Annotated in this window: 17 protein-coding genes; 6 read left to right on the forward strand and 11 right to left on the reverse strand. The window is 73.6% G+C overall.

Annotation, left to right across the window (positions count from 1 at the left end; translation table 11 throughout):
* Positions 1-117 precede the first annotated feature (117 nt).
* Positions 118-285 carry a DUF3117 domain-containing protein gene (locus tag LX83_RS12370; protein WP_075127418.1) on the reverse strand — a complete coding sequence of 56 codons (168 nt, stop codon included), beginning with the start codon at positions 283-285 and terminating at the stop codon, positions 118-120.
* A gap of 284 nt (positions 286-569) precedes the next feature.
* Between LX83_RS12370 and LX83_RS12375 the strand changes: the two genes are divergently transcribed.
* Together LX83_RS12375 and LX83_RS12380 are read left to right on the forward strand one after the other, a co-directional pair.
* On the forward strand, positions 570-1,349 hold the full coding sequence (locus LX83_RS12375; protein ID WP_253770561.1) for a PaaX family transcriptional regulator: 780 nt from the start codon (positions 570-572) through the stop codon (positions 1,347-1,349).
* 202 nt (positions 1,350-1,551) lie between these two features.
* Positions 1,552-2,409, forward strand: coding sequence for an enoyl-CoA hydratase-related protein (locus LX83_RS12380; RefSeq protein ID WP_253770564.1), 858 nt, complete (start codon positions 1,552-1,554; stop codon positions 2,407-2,409).
* Positions 2,410-2,499: 90 nt separating this feature from the next.
* On the opposite strand, the gene LX83_RS12385 is transcribed toward LX83_RS12380, so the two are convergent.
* The 5 genes from LX83_RS12385 to LX83_RS12405 all read right to left on the reverse strand — a co-directional run bounded on the left by LX83_RS12385 (position 2,500) and on the right by LX83_RS12405 (position 5,006).
* Entirely contained in the window at positions 2,500-3,069 is a 570-nt protein-coding gene (locus LX83_RS12385; protein WP_253770566.1) for a DNA-3-methyladenine glycosylase I, read from the reverse strand.
* Positions 3,070-3,085: 16 nt separating this feature from the next.
* Positions 3,086-3,544, reverse strand: a complete 459-nt coding sequence (locus LX83_RS12390) for an SRPBCC family protein (protein WP_253770568.1) — start codon at positions 3,542-3,544, stop codon at positions 3,086-3,088.
* Entirely contained in the window at positions 3,537-3,890 is a 354-nt protein-coding gene (locus LX83_RS12395) for a DivIVA domain-containing protein (protein ID WP_253770569.1), read from the reverse strand. Before LX83_RS12395 ends, LX83_RS12390 begins: the two co-directional genes overlap by 8 nt.
* Positions 3,891-3,990: 100 nt before the next feature.
* Positions 3,991-4,686, reverse strand: coding sequence for a permease prefix domain 1-containing protein (locus LX83_RS12400; RefSeq protein WP_253770571.1), 696 nt, complete (start codon positions 4,684-4,686; stop codon positions 3,991-3,993).
* Positions 4,668-5,006: a PadR family transcriptional regulator gene (locus LX83_RS12405; RefSeq protein ID WP_253770573.1), complete on the reverse strand. Its 339-nt coding sequence runs from the start codon at positions 5,004-5,006 to the stop codon at positions 4,668-4,670. Before LX83_RS12405 ends, LX83_RS12400 begins: the two co-directional genes overlap by 19 nt.
* A 283-nt stretch (positions 5,007-5,289) precedes the next feature.
* Here LX83_RS12405 and LX83_RS12410 point away from each other — a divergent pair, with 283 nt between their 5' ends.
* Complete coding sequence (locus LX83_RS12410) at positions 5,290-7,185, forward strand: hypothetical protein (RefSeq protein ID WP_253770575.1); 1,896 nt, start codon at positions 5,290-5,292, stop codon at positions 7,183-7,185.
* Complete coding sequence (locus tag LX83_RS12415) at positions 7,182-7,565, forward strand: hypothetical protein (protein ID WP_253770577.1); 384 nt, start codon at positions 7,182-7,184, stop codon at positions 7,563-7,565. Before LX83_RS12410 ends, LX83_RS12415 begins: the two co-directional genes overlap by 4 nt.
* 70 nt (positions 7,566-7,635) lie before the next feature.
* Here the strand turns inward: LX83_RS12415 and LX83_RS12420 are convergent, their stop codons facing one another.
* Both LX83_RS12420 and LX83_RS37805 read right to left on the reverse strand, forming a co-directional pair.
* Positions 7,636-10,596 (reverse strand): tetratricopeptide repeat protein, encoded by a 2,961-nt coding sequence (locus LX83_RS12420; protein WP_253770579.1) that lies wholly within the window; start codon positions 10,594-10,596, stop codon positions 7,636-7,638.
* Positions 10,597-10,676: 80 nt separating this feature from the next.
* Entirely contained in the window at positions 10,677-13,895 is a 3,219-nt protein-coding gene (locus tag LX83_RS37805; protein ID WP_301328112.1) for a bifunctional cytochrome P450/NADPH--P450 reductase, read from the reverse strand.
* A gap of 172 nt (positions 13,896-14,067) precedes the next feature.
* Here LX83_RS37805 and LX83_RS12440 point away from each other — a divergent pair, with 172 nt between their 5' ends.
* Positions 14,068-14,757, forward strand: coding sequence for a LuxR C-terminal-related transcriptional regulator (locus tag LX83_RS12440; RefSeq protein ID WP_253770581.1), 690 nt, complete (start codon positions 14,068-14,070; stop codon positions 14,755-14,757).
* Here the strand turns inward: LX83_RS12440 and LX83_RS12445 are convergent, their stop codons facing one another.
* The 3 genes from LX83_RS12445 to LX83_RS12455 form a co-directional block, all read right to left on the reverse strand.
* A complete protein-coding gene (locus LX83_RS12445; RefSeq protein ID WP_253770583.1) occupies positions 14,758-15,705 on the reverse strand; it encodes a glucosyl-3-phosphoglycerate synthase in 948 nt (315 codons plus the stop codon). It abuts the gene before it with no gap.
* Entirely contained in the window at positions 15,702-16,517 is an 816-nt protein-coding gene (folP, locus tag LX83_RS12450; RefSeq protein WP_253771140.1) for a dihydropteroate synthase, read from the reverse strand. The genes LX83_RS12445 and folP overlap by 4 nt, the downstream gene beginning before the upstream one ends.
* 121 nt (positions 16,518-16,638) lie before the next feature.
* Positions 16,639-17,181: an LOG family protein gene (locus tag LX83_RS12455; protein WP_253770585.1), complete on the reverse strand. Its 543-nt coding sequence runs from the start codon at positions 17,179-17,181 to the stop codon at positions 16,639-16,641.
* Between the two features lie 428 nt (positions 17,182-17,609).
* Here LX83_RS12455 and LX83_RS12460 point away from each other — a divergent pair, with 428 nt between their 5' ends.
* A complete protein-coding gene (locus LX83_RS12460; protein ID WP_253770587.1) occupies positions 17,610-17,909 on the forward strand; it encodes a hypothetical protein in 300 nt (99 codons plus the stop codon).
* The last annotated feature ends 55 nt before the right edge of the window (positions 17,910-17,964 follow it).

A 17,964-nucleotide genomic window follows, 5' to 3' on the forward strand; every position in this document is an offset into this window, starting at 1 on the left:
CGGTGAACGCTTATGCGAAAACGCGGAGCCCCGGCTCCACCGCAGGGCAGGCCGGGGCTTCGGTGGTGCTAGCCGGACGGGCCGACTCTGACCGGTGGTGTCCGAACAGCAGCAGCCTCAGCCGGCAGCAGCCTTCAGCGCGTCGCCCAAGGCGCTGGCCTCCTCCGCCGACATCTCGACAACGAGTCGCCCCCCACCTTCGAGCGGAACGCGCATCACGATGCCGCGCCCCTCCTTGGTGACCTCAAGGGGACCGTCGCCGGTCCGCGGCTTCATGGCCGCCATAGCGTGCTCCCTCCGTCAACTTCCCCGCCCGGCACGCCCCGCAGCCTGCCGGTTCTGCTGGCCATTCTCCCCCATTCAGACTCATCAGCGAAACCGAACCGATCTTTTCGCCCGTTTGTCGATCTTGTTCCGCCGCAGATCAGGGCAGGAATTGGGGCTGGGCAAGGGCTTGCGCCGGATAAGAGGTCCGTCACCATCTCGTGACCATGGCGCCCGTTCGGCTGGCGCACAGCACACTGTCATGTGCTGGTCGTCACCGTGGATGACTGCCAGACTCGACGGTCGTGCGAGCTCGTTCGGCGCTGTTCGACGTCTACGGTGGACACCTGCGTCAGCGGGGTGGGGCCGCGACCATCGCCGCCCTGGTCCGGTTGCTGGAGCCGCTGGGGTTCACCTCACCCGCGGTGCGCACCGCGGTGTCCAGAACCGTGCGCCAGGGCTGGCTGCGCCCGGTGCGGCTGCCGGCCGGTCCGGGGTACGCGCTCACCGCGCGGGCCGAGCGCCGGCTGGACGAGGCCGCCGCCCGCATCTACCGCACGCGTCCGTCCACCTGGGACGGCCAGTGGCACGTGGTGCTCCTGGCCGCGCCGCCCGCGCGGGACGAGCGCGAGCGGATCGCCTCCTCGCTGCGGTTGCTCGGTTACGGCCCGCTCACCGCGACGACCTGGGTGGCGCCCCGCCCGTCCACCGAACTGGCCGACCTGCTCGACGCCGAACAGGTCGCGGCCCACACGTTCCTGGCGCAGCATGAGGGAGACGACGTGGAACTGGCCGCGCGCGCGTGGGATCTGGACACGCTGGCCCGGGACTACTCGGACTTCGTGGCCGAGTGGCGGCCGGTGATGTCCGCTGTGGACGGCTCGGCCGCCGCGCCGGCGTTCGCCGCGTCCCAGCGGCTGTTGCACGCCTGGCGGAAGTTCCTGTTCCGCGATCCCGGTCTGCCCGCGCGGCTGCTGCCGCCGGACTGGCCCGGTCTGGTGGCGGCGGAGTTCTTCGACCGGGAGACGAGCCGCCTCGCCCCGGCGGTCACCAGGTTCGTGACCGAATGCCTGTCCGGGGACTGACGCGCGGCGCGCCGGCGGAGTGGTGCATCCGTGGTTTCCCGAATCCCGAACCCACCGGACAACACGGATCACCTGGCGCAGCCAGGTGGGAGTTCATGGCCAACACGGATCACCTGGCGCCAGCCAGGTGAGAGTCCAGAACAAACACGACTCACCTGGCGCAGCCAGGTGGGAGTCACAACAACACAGGAGTGGTGCGGCAATGGCGCAGGAACCCACGACCCGACCGGCCGACGACGGGGACGACCGGGGCGGTCAGCAGGCCCGGGACGAGCAGCCGGTGCTGCTGGTCGAGGACGTCGCCGGGGTCAGGGTGCTCACCCTCAACCGTCCGGACGCCTACAACTCGCTGACCTACCAGCTCAAGGAGGACCTGCTGGCGGCGCTGCGCGACACCGCAGCCGACGAGCAGGTGCGGGCCGTGGTGCTCACCGGCACCGGCCGGTCCTTCTGCGCGGGACAGGACCTGCGTGAGCACGTCGAGCTGTTACGCACCGGCGACCCGGCGCCGCTGCGCACCGTGGACGAGCACTACAACCCGCTGGTCCGGGTGGTCACCGGAATGCCGAAGCCGGTGATCGCCGCGGTGAACGGCACCGCGGCCGGTGCGGGCGCGGCCCTCGCCTACGCGTGCGACCTGCGGGTGGCCGCCGAGTCGGCCAAGTTCGTGATGGCCTTCGCCGGGGTCGGGCTGACCGCGGACACCGGTGCGTCGTGGACCCTGCCCAGGCTGGTCGGGTACGGCCGGGCCATGGAGATGATGATGCTGGGCGCGCCGGTGACCGCGGCCGAGGCGCTGCGGGTGGGCCTGGTCAACCGGGTGGTGGCCGACGCGGAGCTGTCGGACGCGGCGCTGGCCCTGGCCACGCGGCTGGCCGCCGGTCCGACCACCGCCTACGCCAAGATCAAGGAAGCCATGCTGGCGGCGAGCACGGCCTCGCTGGAGCAGGCACTGGCCGTGGAGGCGCGCACCCAGGTGGAGGCCGGCGCCACCGCGGACCACCGCGAGGCTGTGGAGGCGTTCGTGGCCAAGCGCAAACCCGAGTTCGTGGGGCACTGACGTGCGTGAGCACGTCCACCGGGCAGCGCACGCGCCTGCGGGCCTGGGGCGTGCCGGCGGTGCTGGGGCGGGTGGCCGGCCGGGCGTGGCTCAGCTGGCCCGCCAGCAGCCCGCCACGTGGTCGTCGACCATGCCCGTGGCCTGCATGAGCGCGTAGCAGGTGGTGGGGCCGACAAAGGTGAACCCGCGGCGCTTCAGCTCCTTGGCCATGGCCGTGGACTCCGGGGTGACCGCGGGCACGTCGGCCATGGTGGCCGGGCGTGGGGCCGGGGTGGCCGGCGCGAACGACCAGAGCAGCTCGTCCAGGGGCTGGTCCAGCTCGGTCACGGCCCTGGCGTTGCGGATCACCGCGTTGATCTTGGCGCGGTTGCGGACGATCGCCGGGTCGGCCAGCAGCCTGGCCACGTCCTGCTCGCCGAACTCGGCCACCTTGGCCGGTTCGAACGCGGCGAACGCGCGGCGGAACCCCTCCCGCTTGCGCAGGATGGTCAGCCAGGACAGGCCGGACTGGAACGCCTCCAGGCACAGCCGCTCGAACAGCTCGGGCTCGCCGCGCAGCGGCACGCCCCACTCCTGGTCGTGGTAGGCGGCGTAGTCCTCGGTGGTGTTGCCCCAGGTGCACCGGAAGCGGCCGTCCGCGCCGAGCAGGGTGTCCGTCACTGGTGGTCCTCCTGGTCTAACGGGCGTTGCCGGCCTGTGCCTCGGCCAGGGCCTCGAACCGACGCAGGCACAGCCGCACGCCCGCGGCGAGCGCGGGCCGCAGCAGCCGCCAGCCCAGTTCACCGAGCCGGCCAAGCGGCAGGTCGAGCAGTTCGGTCCAGCTGACCACGCAGGTGTTGTCCTGGCTGCCCGGTCGCACCTGGAACACGCCGGTGCCGCGCACCAGCCGGCCGGTGTGCCGGACCTGGCACCGCAGCGGCGGCCGCCACTCGGTGATGTCCATGGTGTCGACGAAGCCTACGTCACCCACCCCGGTGAAGGCGACGACCTGGGAGCCCGCGCTCGCCCCGTCCCCGCGGACCACCCACACCCGGGTGCCCACCATCCACTCGCGCTGGCGGGACCAGTCCACCAGCAGCGACCAGGCCAGCTCCGCGGGCACCCGCACGCGCCGGGTGACGGTCAGCTCAGCCATGACTGGCCTGCTCGTGCTCGACCCGCGGGTGGCCGGTGTGCTCGTCGCCGGCCTGGGCCAGGCGCTGCTCCAACTCGTCGACCCGGGCCCGCAGCTCCCCCAGTTCGGTGCCCAGCCGGTCCAGCGCCCAGTCCACCTCGGACATCTTGTAGCCCCGGAACACCTGCTGGAAGCGCAGCGCGCGCACGTCGTCCGGGGTGACGTCCTCGGCGGGCAGCCGGGTGGGCGAGGCCCCGGGCGGCAGCGGCGGCAGCTCCTCACCCCGGCCGAACACCACCGAGGCGAGCAGGAAGACCACGGCCGCCACGAGCAGCATGAGGACGAGGTAGATCAGCGCGGTGGTCACGGCACGATCGTGGCACGACCCGGCCGGGGTGCGCAGCGCCGGTGGCGGTTACCCGCCGACCGGGTGCCGGGCCCGGCGACGACCGGGTTGCCTGCCGGGGTCAGCCGCTGGCCACGTCCAGGCAGCGCCGGGTCTGCACGACCAGCCAGGCCACCACGACCACCGCGCCCGGCCCGGCCGCCGCGGCCACGCCGGCCGACACGACCGGCACCGGCTGCGCCGGCTCGACCAGGTCCCGCAGTGCGGTGGCGACCACCAGGGTGAGCACGCAGAACACGTAGGTGCCCAGGGCGCCCACGGTGAACGCGCCGACCAGCCGGCCAACCACCACGCTGCTCATCCCGGTCCGGTACAGCCACCTGCTGCCCACCAGCACCGCCACCACGCCCAGCGCGATCGCCGCCGCGGTCATGTCACCGGCCTGCGCGGCCACCAGGTACCAGCCCGGCGCCGGAGCGTCCGTGCCGGACCTGGCCGTGCTCCACACGAACCGGTCGACCAGCCACACCAGGTCGCCCAGGGCGATGACCAGCAGCAGCACCCGCAGGGTGCGCACGGCGTGCGCCACGGCCAGCTCACCCTGGTACTCCCTGGCCACCACGGCCACCGGGCCGAAGTCGGCGACCGCGCGCCGCTGGGCGGCCGGCTCGCTCAGGCCGGCGGCCTGGTAGCCCTCGGCCGCGTCCACCAGCCCGTCCCTGGCCTCGCTGAGCAGGTCGGCCCGGACCGGCGCGGGTCCGCGCAGCCGGCTGCCCAGCTCGCTGAGGTAGCCGTCGATCACGCTCGGACGGGCCATGTCCCCCCGCCGAGAACGCCCTCGATGGCCGAGGTGAACTCCCGCCACGCCATGCGCTCCTGGGCGAGCGCGCGCTGGCCGGCTCTGGTCAACCGGTAGGTCCGCCGCTGCCGTCCGGACACCGTGCTCCACTCGCTGTGCACGTACCCGGCGTGTTCCAGGCGGCGCAGCGCCGGGTAGACCGTGCCGGTGGGCAGGTCGAGCGCACCGCCGCTGCGGACCTGCAACGCTTCGATGATGGCGTAACCGTGGAGCTGGCAGCCGTCCAGAGTGGCGAGCAACAGTCCGTCGAGATGGCCCCGCAGCACGTCCGACTTCACGCGAGGCGAGTCTACGGATGCGAGAAGTGTTCGTCACCACATGTCCGCCAGGTGCGACATCGGCCACCTGACCACGCCGGGCCGCGGAACGACTGACGGTGACACCGCGGTGGCGAACGGGTTGACCGACTGGGCCGTTCAGGTACTCGCCCACGGAAACCAGTCCGGGACTGGGAACCGGGCGCCGACACTGTGACGCCACCGACTGGTTCTTCCGCCCGCCACTCGGCCGCTTCCCGCGCCGCTGCTTCCCGCGCCGTCTCGTGCTGCGGAGGTCATCCCGATGAACGCACCACTTCCCCCTGGCCCACCCGCGAACCAGCCCTCGTTCCCGCCTCCGCCGCCGGCCTCGCCCACCCCGCCGGTGGACGAGGCCACCCGGCTGTTGGCCGCCGCGGCCCACGGCAACGAGCGGTTCGCCGACGCCGTGCTGGCCGAGTTCCTGACCGAGCCGAGGCGCGCGGTCCCGCCCTCGCCCGGGGTGCACGCCGCCGCCGTGCTGGCCGAGGCCCTGGCCGTGCGCGGCCGGCGGGTGCTGCGCGACCTGGTCGCGCTCGCGCTGTTCGTCGTGATCCTGGTGCTCGGCTGGCCGCTGTCGCTGTTCTGGCCGGTCCTGGTGGGCAGTTGGGTGCTGGTGCGCAGCATGGTCCGCTCCCGGCTGCGGCAGCTGGGCAGGAGCAAGCTGTCCGCTGGCGCGTGGCTGGCCGTGGTGCTGGGCGCGGGAGCGGTGACCGCCATGGGCTTCGGCCTGCTCAACCTCGTGCTCACCGGCGGCGAGTCGGTCAGCGGGTCCAGCGGCTACGACCCGTACGACCCGTATGACCCCTACGACCCGTACGGCGGGAGCGAGCTGGACGGGTTCGGTTCGCTGGGCCTGCTGTTCGCGATCCTGGCGATGCTCGCCCTGCTGGTGCTGCTGGCCGCGGACCAGCTGCTGGTGCGCCAGGCGCTCACCGCCTGGGTGGGCCGCACCGGCACCGGCCAGCCGGGTGAGCCGCCGGCGGCGGTGGGCACGAGCTGGCTGCCCGGCGGTCCCGGCGCGACCGGGCCGTACCAGGCGCGGTTGGCGCAGATCCGGCACAGCACCGAGCACGGCAACCTGATCGTGCACGACGGCTACAACGCGTTCGTCGGCTTTGGACAGTTGATGCACTCCTGGTCGCTGGCCATCCCCCTGCGCCGGGTCGGCCCGCCCGCCGACGTGGCCGCGCAGCCTGGTGAGAGCGGGAGCGGCACACCCCCGGGTGAGAGCTGGAACAGTGCCGCCGCCCCGATCCAGTTGGACGTCAACGAGATCCACCAGGCGGTCACCAGCGAGGTGTTGCGGCTGCGCGACTCGCAGAGCCTGTCGCCGGGGTTCCGGCTGCGCGAGCTGACCGCGCGGGAACAGGTCATCGTGTCCTCGGCGGCGCTGCTGCGGCACCGCGACAGCGACCCGCTGGCCGCCGCGATCCTGCCGGACCTGTCCTGGCCGCCACGCACCCAGCTGACCGAGCGCGAGGTGCGGGAGATCGCCGGCGGCGCCCGCGAGTGGATCCGCTCCTACCGCTGCTACCGGGTGGACAGCTGGGACCGGGACCTGGTGGTGTCCGCCTTCCTGCACATCGGCTGCGGGGACGGCACGCTCTACCTGGAGTGGAACTCCTTCCAGCTCAACCCGATCGGCCCGCACCAGCGCATCCAGCTGTGGGACCTGGTCGGGCCGGGCCGGTCGCTGTGGATGGCACTGGTCAAGACGATCGGCCTGCCCGCGTCGCTGGCGGCGCGGACCCGCACGCTGGCCACCCTGCTGGCCGAGCGGGTGCAGTGGGGGCAGCAGCGCACCACACCGGACGTGTACGGGGCGCGGCGCAGCATCCGGGAGATCGCGGCCGGCGTCGAACCGGACACCTACTTCCAGGACGTGGACGGGGTCCGCTACCTCAAGCTGCTGGAGCAGCGCACGCTCACCGCGGTCCAGCACTTCCTGCAGCGGTCCGGGTTGTCCGTGGACGAATTCGAGCGGCAGAGCAACCAGGTCATCAACAACACCGTCATCAACGGGGGGCAGTTCACCGGCACCAACGTGATCGGGCAGGGCAACGACGTCTCAGCGGACGGGAACCTGACAGGCCAGATCCCCAACCGGGGCAACAACACCAGGGGCAGCGGCAACCACAACAGAACGGATCAGCCATGAGCGGCGAGCGCAACCAGGTCAGCATCAGCGGCGGCCAGTTCAACGGGGTCACCACGGTCGGACAGCACAACCGGGTCAGGGTGGACAGCTCGCAGGTGGGCGGCGCGGCCGGGCCGGACCTGGCCGCCGAGCTGGCGGCCCTGCGCGAACTGGTGCACGCGCTGCGGGAGGAGCTGGCCAGCGGCCCGGCCGAGGCCAACCGCGGCCGGGCCCAGGAGCGCGCCGACGACCTCGCCGACGAGCTGGCCGAGGACGAGCCGGACAGCGGCCGGGTCAGCCGCACCTGGGCGCGGCTGCTGGAGCTGCTCAACGGCCTGAGCGTGGGCGCCGACGTGGTCCGCAAGATCGGCGCCTCGATCACCTCGCTGTTCCCCGAGTGACCCGCCGGGTCGCCCGTCGCGTCGCCCGCCGGGTCGGCGCGTCGGGTCACCCGCTGGATCACCCGCTGGATCAGCCGCGCAGCCGGGTCAGCAGGTCGCTGGCCCGGCCGGCGAACGTGGCGTCGCCGGTGCGCACGGCGCGTTCCAGGTGAGCCACGGCCCGCTCGGTGTCACCGTCCTGGCTGGCCAGCTCACCGAGCCGGTAGGCGGCCTCGGCGACGTACTCGGGATTGGCGCTGGTGGAGTCGAGCACCCGCTGGTAGAACTCGCGCGTCTGGTCCCGGTCGCCGACCCAGTAGTGCAGTTCGCCGAGGTGCGCCAGGGCCAGGTCGCGCTGGAACCGGTCGCCGGAGTCGAGCACCCACTGGTACCAGTGCCGCGCCTCGGCCACGGCAGCACTGTCCAGGCGCTCGCCCTGCCGCGTCAGCTGACGCACGCGGTCCTTGGCGTCGGCGCCCAGCATCATCGCGGCCATGGCGGCGGTGCCCCGGTCCGGGTCCTCCACCAGTTCCCGGTAGCGGCGGCGCGCCTCGGCGTGGTCGCCGGACAGGTTCGCCACGTTCGCCAGGTGCAGCCGGCACAGGCCGACCACGAACCCGTCGTTGTCCAGCCGGGTGCCCACCTCGATGCCGCGTTGGAAGTTCTCCCTGGCCGCCGGGAGTTCACCCCGGTCCTCGTGCAGCTTGCCGAGCGCGTACAGCGCGTGCACGGCGAAGGGGTCGGCCACCCGGCCAGCCCGCTGGTAGGCGGCGATGGCCGCGGCGGTGTCGCCCAGCTCGGCGTGCGTCTCGCCCAGGTAGTAGTTGGCCCTGGCGGAGTGGACGCGATCGCTGGTGTCGGCGACCAGCTCCCAGGCGAGCACGGCCTCGGCGAGACGACCGCTCCGCTTCAGGTCGGAGCCGAGTTCACAGCAGTGCTTCGGGTCCACAGTGGACGGTAACAGGTCCTGGGCGGCGTCGACCTCGCCCCGGCCGAGGAGCAGCACGGCGAGGTCGACGGCGGCCTGCTCACGCACCCGGGGGAAGTCGGCGAGCGCCCGCCGGTACAGCTCGACCGCCTGGTCGAGGTCACCGCCCAGGTAGCAGCGGCGGGCGATCTCCAGCACCCCGCCGCCCCAGTGGCCGTCGAGGCGGAAGCGGATCTTCTCCCGTGCGGCCAACTCGCCCTCCAGGTCACCCTGGTGCTCGCAGACCCTGGCCAACTGGTCCAGCACCTGGTGGGTCAGGGACGCCTCCCGAAAACCGAGATCGGCCAGCACCATGAGGGCGGGTCGGGTGGTGGGTGAGTCCGCGTCCAGCCGCGAGACCGCCGACATGCATCGCGTCGAGGCCTCGTGCAGCGATTCCTTGTCCCACCGGCCGAGCCGGTCGAACGCCCGCCGCATGGTGTCGACGTCCCCGTCGACCAGTGCCCGCACGGCCAGCGCGGCCACCCCGAACCGGGGGTCTGACTCGGGAATCCGCGCCAGCACCCGCGCACCCTCGGCCAGCTCGTCCTGGTAGGTGATCAGGTTCTCGGCCACCAGCCAGGCGAGCGGGCCGACCGCCTCGGCCGGCAGGTCGGCGGTCAGCCACTCCGCGGCCAGCTCGTAGCGCTCCTCCGCCATGTCACCGTCCGCCGGTGAGGAGGCGAGCAGGCCCGCCGCGGCGCGGGGCAGCAACGCCCGGTGGTTCGCGTCGAGAGCGGACTGGAAGACCCACTGGGCGTCGCCGGACCGGTAGAGGTCGGCGTTGGTGGCCTCGCCCAGCCGGATCGCCGCCCACGCCAGCACGGGGCTCGCCTGGTTGTGGGCGCGTTCGAGCGCGTCGGCCGCGCGCTCGGTCTTGTCCCAGTTGGCCGGGTCGGTGGCGATCAGGTAGGCGGCGTAGCCGGCGGCCAGCCCGTTCTCGGACTCGCTGGCGCGCTCCAGCAACTCGTTCGCCGGCGCGTCGGGCTCGCCGTCGCGGAGCAGGTCGCCGAGCAGGGCCGCGAACACGTCGGCGAGCGGATTCTGGCTGTGCGCGAGGGTTTCCAGGTCGGCGCGCGCGTCCTGGTCGCGGATCAGGTAGCTGGCGAGCGCGTCGACCACGGCGTCGGCGCCGGTGCCACCGGCGTCGGTGACGGCGACGGTGTCGAGCACGGCCAGGGCGACGGCGGCGCGCGGGCCGTGGGTGAAGTCGTCGGTGGCGGCGGTCTCGGCCAGCAGCTCGCGGGCGGGGGTGTGCTCGCCGTGCCGCAGTTCGATGCCGGCGAGCAGGACCGCCGCCTGGTGCGCGGCGTGCCGCCAGTCGCCGGCCGCGGCGGCACGCAGCTGGGCGCGGGCCGCGTCCACGTCCCCGGCCCGGTAGCTGGCCAGTCCGGGCCGGACCGGGGCCAGCCACACCGCTGGCGCGTCCGGATCGGCCAGCGGCAGCAGCGCCAGCTCGACCGGGTCGGGCGCACCGGCGGCGGTGTCGGCGGGCACGGCGAGGCGGTCCGCGCCCTCGTCGTCGCCGTACCGGCGCAGCAGGTCGGCCAGGGCCGCGGCGGCCGACAGCCGGAACCAGGGGTGGCCCGAGTCGACCACCGCCCGGTAGGCGTCCACCGCCGTGACCCGATGGCCCTCGGCGGCGGCGAGCCGCCCCAGCTCCAGCTGGGCGGCCAGGCTGAAGTGCGGGTGCTCACTACGGGCCAGCGCGGCCAGGTCGTGGCCGGGCAGGTCGCGGTCCCAGAGGTGCGGCAGCCCCGCGTCCTCACCGGCGGCGATCCGGGACAGGCTGGCGCGCAGGCCGGCGAACGCGCGCACGTCGTGCCGCCAGCTCATCCGCAGCGCCCGCTGGTGCGCCTGGACCGCGTCGGTGAACTCGCCCAGCTCGTGCTGGGCCAGGCCCACGCAGTTCAGTGCCACGCCGAGCAGGTCGAGGTGCCCGGCGGCGAGCACCTCGTCGTGCGCGGCGCGCGCGGCGGCCAGTGCCCCCGCGTGGTCCGCGGCCCGCATCCGCTCGGCGAACTCCGCGAACGCCGCCCGGTGCTCCCGGTGGCCGCTGTCCGTCCCCGACGTGCCGTGCGCCAACGCCCTGCCTCCTGCTCACTCCGGCTGTCCGTTGCCGCAGGACGGTAGGCGATCACCCCGACAGCCGGCCGCGGCGCGGCTCAGCCGGCGTAGACGTCCTCCACGTAGCGGCCCTCGGTGAACAGCCCGCGCAGCCACTCGGCGGCGGCGTCCCGGTCCGCGCCGGGGGTGTGCCGCAGGTACACGTCCTGGAACGCGTCCCGCACGCCCGGGGCCATGCGCGTGCCGTCGCCGCACACGTAGACCTTGGCTCCGGCGCCCAGCAGCGCCCACACCTCGTCGGCCTCGGCGGCCAGGCGGTGCTGGACGAAGCGCTGGCCGGCCACGGGCGCGGCGCTGAACGCCGGGCGCAGCGACACCGCGCCGGCCGACTCGGCCGCGCGCAGCTCGTCGGCGTGCAGGTAGTCGGCGTCGGGGGCGTCGCAGCCGAAGTAGCACAGCGCCGGGGCCAGTGCGGCGCCCCCGGCCAGCCGGGCGGCCCGGTCGGCGATGGCGCCGCGGAACGGGGCCAGGCCGGTGCCGGCGGCGATCATGATGACCGGCGTGTCCGCGTCGTGGACCATGCGGAACGCCTCCCGGCACGGCTGCACCCGGGCGAGCACGGTGTCGCCGGGGCGCAGGGCGGCCAGGTAGCCGGAGCCGGTGCCGCGGAACTCGCCCCGCCCGGAGCGGGCCGGCGCGGCCAGCAGGGACACCATCAGGTCCAGGTGGCGCGGGTCGGCCTCGGGCGAGGACGAGATCGAGTAGTGCCGGATCCGCATGGGCGGCAGCAGGTCCAGCAGCACCGGCCAGGTCAGGGTCTCGCGCAGCGCCGGGTGGTCCTCGACGAGGTCCAGCAGGCTGCGGTGGTCGGCGGCACGCGCCTCGGCGTCCTCGGCCAGGGCGCGCAGCGCGGCCCGCTCCGGCGGGCACGGGTTGGCCTCGGCCAGCACGGCCAGCTGCGCGGCGGTGGGCCGGTCCTGCAACTCGACGTGGTGGGTGAGCAGGTCGCGGACGGTGACCGGGCGGTCGACGGCCAGCGCGTCCCGGCGCGCCCTGGTCGGCACGATGCTGAGCACCGTGTCCAGGTCGGCGCGCAGCAGCCGCGCGGCCCGCGCCACCAGCGCCGGGTCGTTGGCGGGCAGCACGGCCAGGTGGTCGCCGGTGCGGTAGGTCACGCCGTCGGGCAGGGCCAGCCGGACGAACCGCTTGACGCGCGGGTGGTCGGGGTGGGTGAGGGTGTCGACCTCGGTCACGGTCAGCGCGGTCAGCTCGTGCCGGGCCGCGGCGGCGGCCAGCGGGCCGCCGGTGACCTCGGTGACGGTGTAGCCGGGGCCGCCGGTGGTGTCCGGCCCGGTCGCGCCGACCGAGTCGGGGTCGCCGTAGCGCTCCAGCAGGCTGGCGCGCAGCGCCACGGTGAACGTGGTGACCGCGGCGTCCAGCTCCCCGGAGGCGTCGGCCTCGGCGCGGTCCAGCAGCCTGGTCCCGCCGAGCGCGGCCAGCCGCTCGTCGATCAGCGTGGGCACCCGCTGGTAGGTGGCCGACCAGTTGCGGTCGCCCACGCCGAGCACGGCGTAGGGCACGCCGGCGGCCGCGCCGGGCTCGGCGTCGGCCAGCCACCGCACGAACGCGGCGGCGTCGTCGGTGGGCAGGCCGTTGTAGGAGGCGGCGACCACCACCACCGGCCGGTCGGTGGGCAGGGCGCCGGCGTGCGCGTCCAGCGGCGCCAGGCTGGCGGCGCAGCCCAGGTCGGTGGCGGCGGCGACCAGGTCGGCGGCGAACTGGCGGCAGGTGCCGTAGTTGGAGCCGTGCAGCACCAGCAGCCCGGTGCCCGGCCGGACCCGGGTGGGCAGGCCGTCGGCCGGGGTGGCGGTGGGCGCGGCGGCCTCGGCGCGGGCGGCCACGGTCACCGCCCGGTCGGCGCTGGTGCGGCGGCGCAGGGTGAGGGTGAACCCGTCGGGCTTGATGGTCAGCGTCTGCTTGAGCCGCAACTGGTAGTCGGCGTGGTCGAGCAGCCGGTAGCGGTGCACCAGCAGGCCCAGCAGCATGGTGGCCTCGTGCAGGGCGAACTGCCGGCCGATGCAGGCGCGTTCGCCCGTGCCGAACGGCTTGAACGCGTGCGGCGAGCGGGCCGCCTCCAGCTCGGGGGCGAACCGGTCCGGGTCGAACAGCTCGGGGTTGTCGCCCCACACCGGGTCGCGGTGCAGCACCGGCACCAGCACCGAGATCGGCTGGCCGGCCCGCACCGGCACGCGGCCACCCAGCAGGGTGTCCTGCCGGGCCTGGCGGGCGAACACCGGCGCGGTCGGCCACAGCCGCAGCGCCTCGTTGAGCACCTGGCGGGTGTAGCGCAGCCGGCCGACGTCCTCGAAGGTCGGCTCGGGGTCGTCGGCCTCACCCCACAGCTGGTCCACCTCGCGGCGCACCTCCCGCAGCGCGGTCGGGTGCTTGGTCAGGTAGTGCAGGGCGAAGGACAGCGCGCCCGAGGTGGTCTCGTGGCCGGCGATCAGGAAGGTGATCACCTGGTTGCGGATGTTGGCCGCGTCCAGGGTGGTGCCGTCCACCGGGTGCGGCGCGTTGAGCATCAGCCCGAGCAGGTCCTCGGCCTCGGTGTCGCCACCGCCGGTGGCGGTGTCGCTGCGGCGCGCGGCGATCACCTCGTCGACCACGGACGCCAGGTAGTCGGCGTCGGCGCGGAACGCGGCGTCGGCCTCGGTGTGGTCGGCGTCGGGCCGGCGGAACAGCTTGCGCATGGACCAGTCCAGGCAGCGCACCATGGCGCTGACGAACGGGTGCGGCTCGTCGCGCTCGAAGGAGCCGAAGTCGAAGCCGAACCCGGCCAGGCCGATGGTGTCCAGGGTCATCCTGGTCATGTCGTCGGGCACGTCCACCGGGGTGCCGGCGGCGGCGTGCCGGTCCCACGCGGCGATCAGCCGGCGGGCCACCCGCACCATCACCGGGTGGTAGGTGCGCATCGAACCCAGGGCGAACGCCGGCATCAGGATGTCGTGCGCCTTGGCCCAGTTGGGCTCCTCGTTGTAGGCGGTGAACAGGCCGTCGCCGGCGAACCCGCGCACGTTCTCCAGCGCCGGTCCGATGACCTTGCAGAAGCGCTGCTCGTCGGCCAGGTCGGTGACCAGGTCGAGGTCACCGACCACGAGCAGGTCCTGGCCGAAGCGCCGCTGCACGAACACCGGGCCGTGCGCGCGGGCCAGCGCCATCGTGTCCAGCACGGGCGCGGCGTTCGGGGCCCGGTCGGAGACGTCGATCACGGGCACGCCGCCGTGGGTCGCGGCCAACGGGGGCAGGGTCTCGGTCATCGGGGCGGTCGCCTTCCGTGCACGCTGTGACTACTGGGGCACCGCCGGGTGAGGGCGGCTCCTCCACCATCACCCGCGCTGCTCGACTCCCGCCGACCCACTGCTACAGAATCGTGTAGTGCGGACCGGGGATTTGGACTTGCGCGACGGACGGTGCCCACGGGAGCGCGCCATGATCAAGGACATCGAGCAGATCAACCACCACCTGCGCATGGACTGCGCCGAGCCGACCTGGCAGGACAAGGCGGTGGCCTGGCGCAACCGGGCGCTGCTGCTGCTGGACCACCTGCCGATGCCGGTGGCCGCCTGCGAACCGGACGGCACGATCCTGTTCGTGAACCCGGCCATGGCCAGTGAGTGGTCCGCGCTGCCCGGTCAGCTCGCCGGGCGCAACGCCCTGGACCTGTTCCGCCCGGTGCTGGCCGAGGACCTGCGCTCGATCGTGGACGCGATCCGGCTGGGCCGGCGCTCCCGGTACCCGATCAGCGTGTCCTGGACCACGCCGGCCGGGGCGGAGCGGTGCGGTGAACTCACCGTCGACCTGATCAGCGAGACCAGCGCGGACCACCCGCACCTGTTGCTGCTGCTGCGCGTGGCCGCCGAGCCGGCGGAGCCGGCCGCCGCGCCGCCCGGGCCGAGGGTGTCGGTCAGCCCGGTGGAGGCGCGGGTGCTGGCCCTGGCCGCCGGCGGCGCCACCACCGCGCAGATCGCCAGGGCGGTGGAGCTGACCGTGGACGGGGTCAACTACCACCTGGGCCGGCTGTCCCGGCGGTGGGGCGTGGCCAACCGGGCGGCGCTGGTGGCGCGCGCCTACGTGCACGGGGTGCTGGCGCCCGGGGTGTGGCCGCCGGAGCCGGCCTAGCTAGGGCGCGCGGGTGGCCAGCCGCTCGCGCACCAGGACCTCCCGCATGGGTGGCCGGTCGGCCAGCAGCACCTCGGTCACGTCCGGCAGCCACTCCCCGGCGACCTGGGTGAACTGGGTGAACTCCGAGGTGTGCTGGGGCCAGCCGGAGCGGTTGAGCGCGGTGCCCAGGATCTGGCGGGCCATCACGCCCAGCTGGCGCAGCGACCGGTTGCGGTGCTTGCGCACCCCCAGGTTGACCTGGGCGAGCCCGGCCAGCCCGTGGTGCTGGTGGGCATCCAGCAGCAGGCCGATCTCCACGCCGTAGCCGGCGGCGAACGGCACCGACTCCAGGAAGTCCCGGCGGGCCGCGTACTCCCCGCCCAGCGGCTGGATCACCCCGGACAGCTCCGGCCGCAGCGCGGCCAGCAGCGGGCGGGCCATCAGCTCGGTGACCCGGCCGCCGCCGGTGTCCGCCTCGGTGCTCTCCAGCCGCAGCGGACGCCGGTAGAAGCCCTTGACCAGCACCGGGTCGGGCAGGGTCAGCAGCGGGCCGAGCAGCGCGGGCACGAACCCGGGTTCCGGCTCGACCAGGTCGGAGTCGAGGAACACCAGCAGGTCGCCGTCGGTGGCGGCGAGCGAGCGCCACAGCACCTCGCCCTTGCCCGGTCGGGGCGCCCAGTCGGCGAGCACGTCCGAGCGGCGCACCACGCGCGCGCCCGCCCGCGCCGCCACCGCCGCGGTGTCGTCGGTCGACCCGGAGTCCACCACGACCAGCTCGTCCACGAGCACCCCGAGCAGCGGCCGCACCGCGGCGACGACCCCACCGACCGTGCGCTCCTCGTCCAGTGCCGGCAGCACCACGCTGACCGTGCGGCTGCCCTTGGCGCGCACCAGCTCCTCGACCGTCCACTCCGGACTCTGCCAGGTCCGCTCGGCCAGCCAGGCGGCCACCTCCGGGCGCCTCACGCCAGTGCCCGCAGCACTCGGGCCGGCGGGCGGGTGCCGGCGATGCTGGCGACCATCTCCACGGTGTGCCTGGTCTGGCGCACCTGGTGGGCGCGGAAGACCCGGGCGCCGGTCCAGGCCGCCACCGAGGTCGCCGCGAGCGTCCCGGTCACCCGGTCGGCCACGTCCACGTCCAGCGTCTCCCCCACGAAGTCCTTGTTGGACAGCGCCATCAGCACCGGCCACCCGGTGGCGACCAGCTCGTCCAGCCGGCGCAGCAGTTCCAGGCCGTGCCAGGTGTTCTTGCCGAAGTCGTGGGTGGGGTCGATCAGCACGCCCTCCACCGGCACCCCCAGCTCGACCATGCGCTCGGCCCTGGCCACCAGTTCGGCGCGCACCGCATCGACCACGTCCGGGTAGCGGACCCGGTGCGGGTCGGTGCGCGGGGCCAGGCCGCCGGTGTGCGAGCACACGATGCCCACGCCGAACTCGGCGGCCACCTCGGCGAGCCGGGGGTCGGCGCCGGCCCACGTGTCGTTGAGCAGGTCGGCACCGGCCCGGCACACCTGCCGGCCCACCTCGTGCCGCCAGGTGTCCACGCTGATCACCAGGTCGGGGTGGCGTTCGCGCACCGCGGCCACGAACGGCACCACGCGGCGGGCCTCCTCGGCGGCGTCCACCACCTCGCCGTGCCCGCCGGCGCGCACCCCGCCGATGTCCACGATGTCGGCGCCCTCGGCCACGGCCCGGTCCACCGCGGCCATGGCGGCCTCGTCGGCGAAGGTGGCGCCCCGGTCGTAGAAGGAGTCCCTGGTGCGGTTGACGATCGCCATGACCAGTGGGCGGTCCTGGGGCACGGTCCGCTGGCCGAACCTGAGCACCCCACCGGGGGCGGCCCGGTGCTCGCCAGAACGCGGTTCTCTCACGAGAACCGATCGTGCCACGAGCCGCTGATCACCCGGCGGCGCAGGCGTCCAGCGCCTCGGCCACGTCGGTGGTCACGGTCAGCGCGGCCATCGAGGCGTGCGACAGGAACCCGCGCTCGCGCATCTGGTCGACCCAGGCGAGCAGGCCCTGGTAGTGGCCGTCCACGTCGAGCAGCACCACCGGCTTGGTGTGCATGGCCAGGTAGCGGGCGGTCCACACCTCGAACAGCTCCTCGCAGGTGCCCAGGCCGCCCGGCAGCGCGAGGAAGGCGCTGGCGTGCGCCTCCATCAGCGCCTTGCGCTCCCGCATGGTCTCCACCACCAGCAGTTCGTCCGCGTCGTGGTCGGCGACCTCGCGGTCGACCAGCTCGCGCGGGATGACGCCGGTGGTGCGGGCGCCGCCGGCCCTGGCGTGCCTGGCCACCTCGCCCATCATGGACGTCCGGCCGCCACCCCAGACCAGCGACCAGCCCCGCTCGGCGATGGCCGTGCCCACCGACGCGGCCAGGTCCAGGTAACTCTGCGGAACCGAGGCGTGTGATCCGCAGTAGACACAGACGGTGAAATGCATTTTCCGCTCCTATCACATGTGATCATCTGGCCGCCGACCCGGTCCGCCGACGCCCCGGTCTCACCCAGGGTCAGCGGTCCGGCACCACCGGGGGACGCCCGAATCCTCCCCACGGGGTGATCATCACCGAGCGCAGCCGGTGAATTCAATTTCCCATGATCATCTGCGTAACCCCATTCGGGGGGCCCACCCGGTTCCGATCAGCGTTAATTCCGTGGGTTACCCGAATGCACCCACTCGGGAAAATTTCGTTGACCGACGGTGACCGCTCATTAGCGGCACACCGCGCGCACACCGCCGGAAACCCTGGTTAACCTCGTCTTCGTCCGGGCCACGCTGGCGGCGAGATACACAGAGACACATCCCCCGTTGCCACCGCAGGGCACCGGTCGCGAGTTCAACAAATGTCACGTGATGGGAGACATTAGATGTTGAAGAAGGCTTTCACGGTCGCCGCGGCGGTCGCTGGTCTGTCCCTTGTCGGCGCCCCGGCCTTCGCCCAGGGTGCGGACATCTCAGAGGGCACGTTCAGTGAGCAGAACGACAACATCACCGTCGCCTTCGTTACGAACACCGTGGTGACCAACAACACCAACGTCGGTGAGGGCAACAACCTCGGCACCGCCAACGCCAGCAACAACACCGACGACTCCTTCAACACCGCCGGCATCGGCAACGACGGCGGTGTCGACACCGACGTCGTCACCTTTGGCGAGTGGGCCAAGTGATCGTGCGTTTGTGAGCCCGACGTCCGACAACGGTGCGGGGATGCCGAGAGGATCG

The organism is Goodfellowiella coeruleoviolacea, assembly GCF_024171785.1.
Taxonomy (GTDB): Bacteria; Actinomycetota; Actinomycetes; order Mycobacteriales; family Pseudonocardiaceae; genus Goodfellowiella; species Goodfellowiella coeruleoviolacea.

What these genes read in the sequence shown, in the direction of transcription:
- LX83_RS12370 (WP_075127418.1), bottom strand. Translation starts at nt 285, where the DNA reads ATGGCGGCCATGAAGCCGCGGACCGGCGACGGTCCCCTTGAGGTCACC.
- LX83_RS12380 (WP_253770564.1), top strand. Translation starts at nt 1,552, where the DNA reads ATGGCGCAGGAACCCACGACCCGACCGGCCGACGACGGGGACGACCGG.
- LX83_RS12390 (WP_253770568.1), bottom strand. Translation starts at nt 3,544, where the DNA reads ATGGCTGAGCTGACCGTCACCCGGCGCGTGCGGGTGCCCGCGGAGCTG.
- LX83_RS12400 (WP_253770571.1), bottom strand. Translation starts at nt 4,686, where the DNA reads ATGGCCCGTCCGAGCGTGATCGACGGCTACCTCAGCGAGCTGGGCAGC.
- LX83_RS12410 (WP_253770575.1), top strand. Translation starts at nt 5,290, where the DNA reads ATGAACGCACCACTTCCCCCTGGCCCACCCGCGAACCAGCCCTCGTTC.
- LX83_RS12415 (WP_253770577.1), top strand. Translation starts at nt 7,182, where the DNA reads ATGAGCGGCGAGCGCAACCAGGTCAGCATCAGCGGCGGCCAGTTCAAC.
- LX83_RS37805 (WP_301328112.1), bottom strand. Translation starts at nt 13,895, where the DNA reads ATGACCGAGACCCTGCCCCCGTTGGCCGCGACCCACGGCGGCGTGCCC.
- LX83_RS12440 (WP_253770581.1), top strand. Translation starts at nt 14,068, where the DNA reads ATGATCAAGGACATCGAGCAGATCAACCACCACCTGCGCATGGACTGC.
- folP (WP_253771140.1), bottom strand. Translation starts at nt 16,517, where the DNA reads ATGGCGATCGTCAACCGCACCAGGGACTCCTTCTACGACCGGGGCGCC.
- LX83_RS12455 (WP_253770585.1), bottom strand. Translation starts at nt 17,181, where the DNA reads ATGCATTTCACCGTCTGTGTCTACTGCGGATCACACGCCTCGGTTCCG.
- LX83_RS12460 (WP_253770587.1), top strand. Translation starts at nt 17,610, where the DNA reads ATGTTGAAGAAGGCTTTCACGGTCGCCGCGGCGGTCGCTGGTCTGTCC.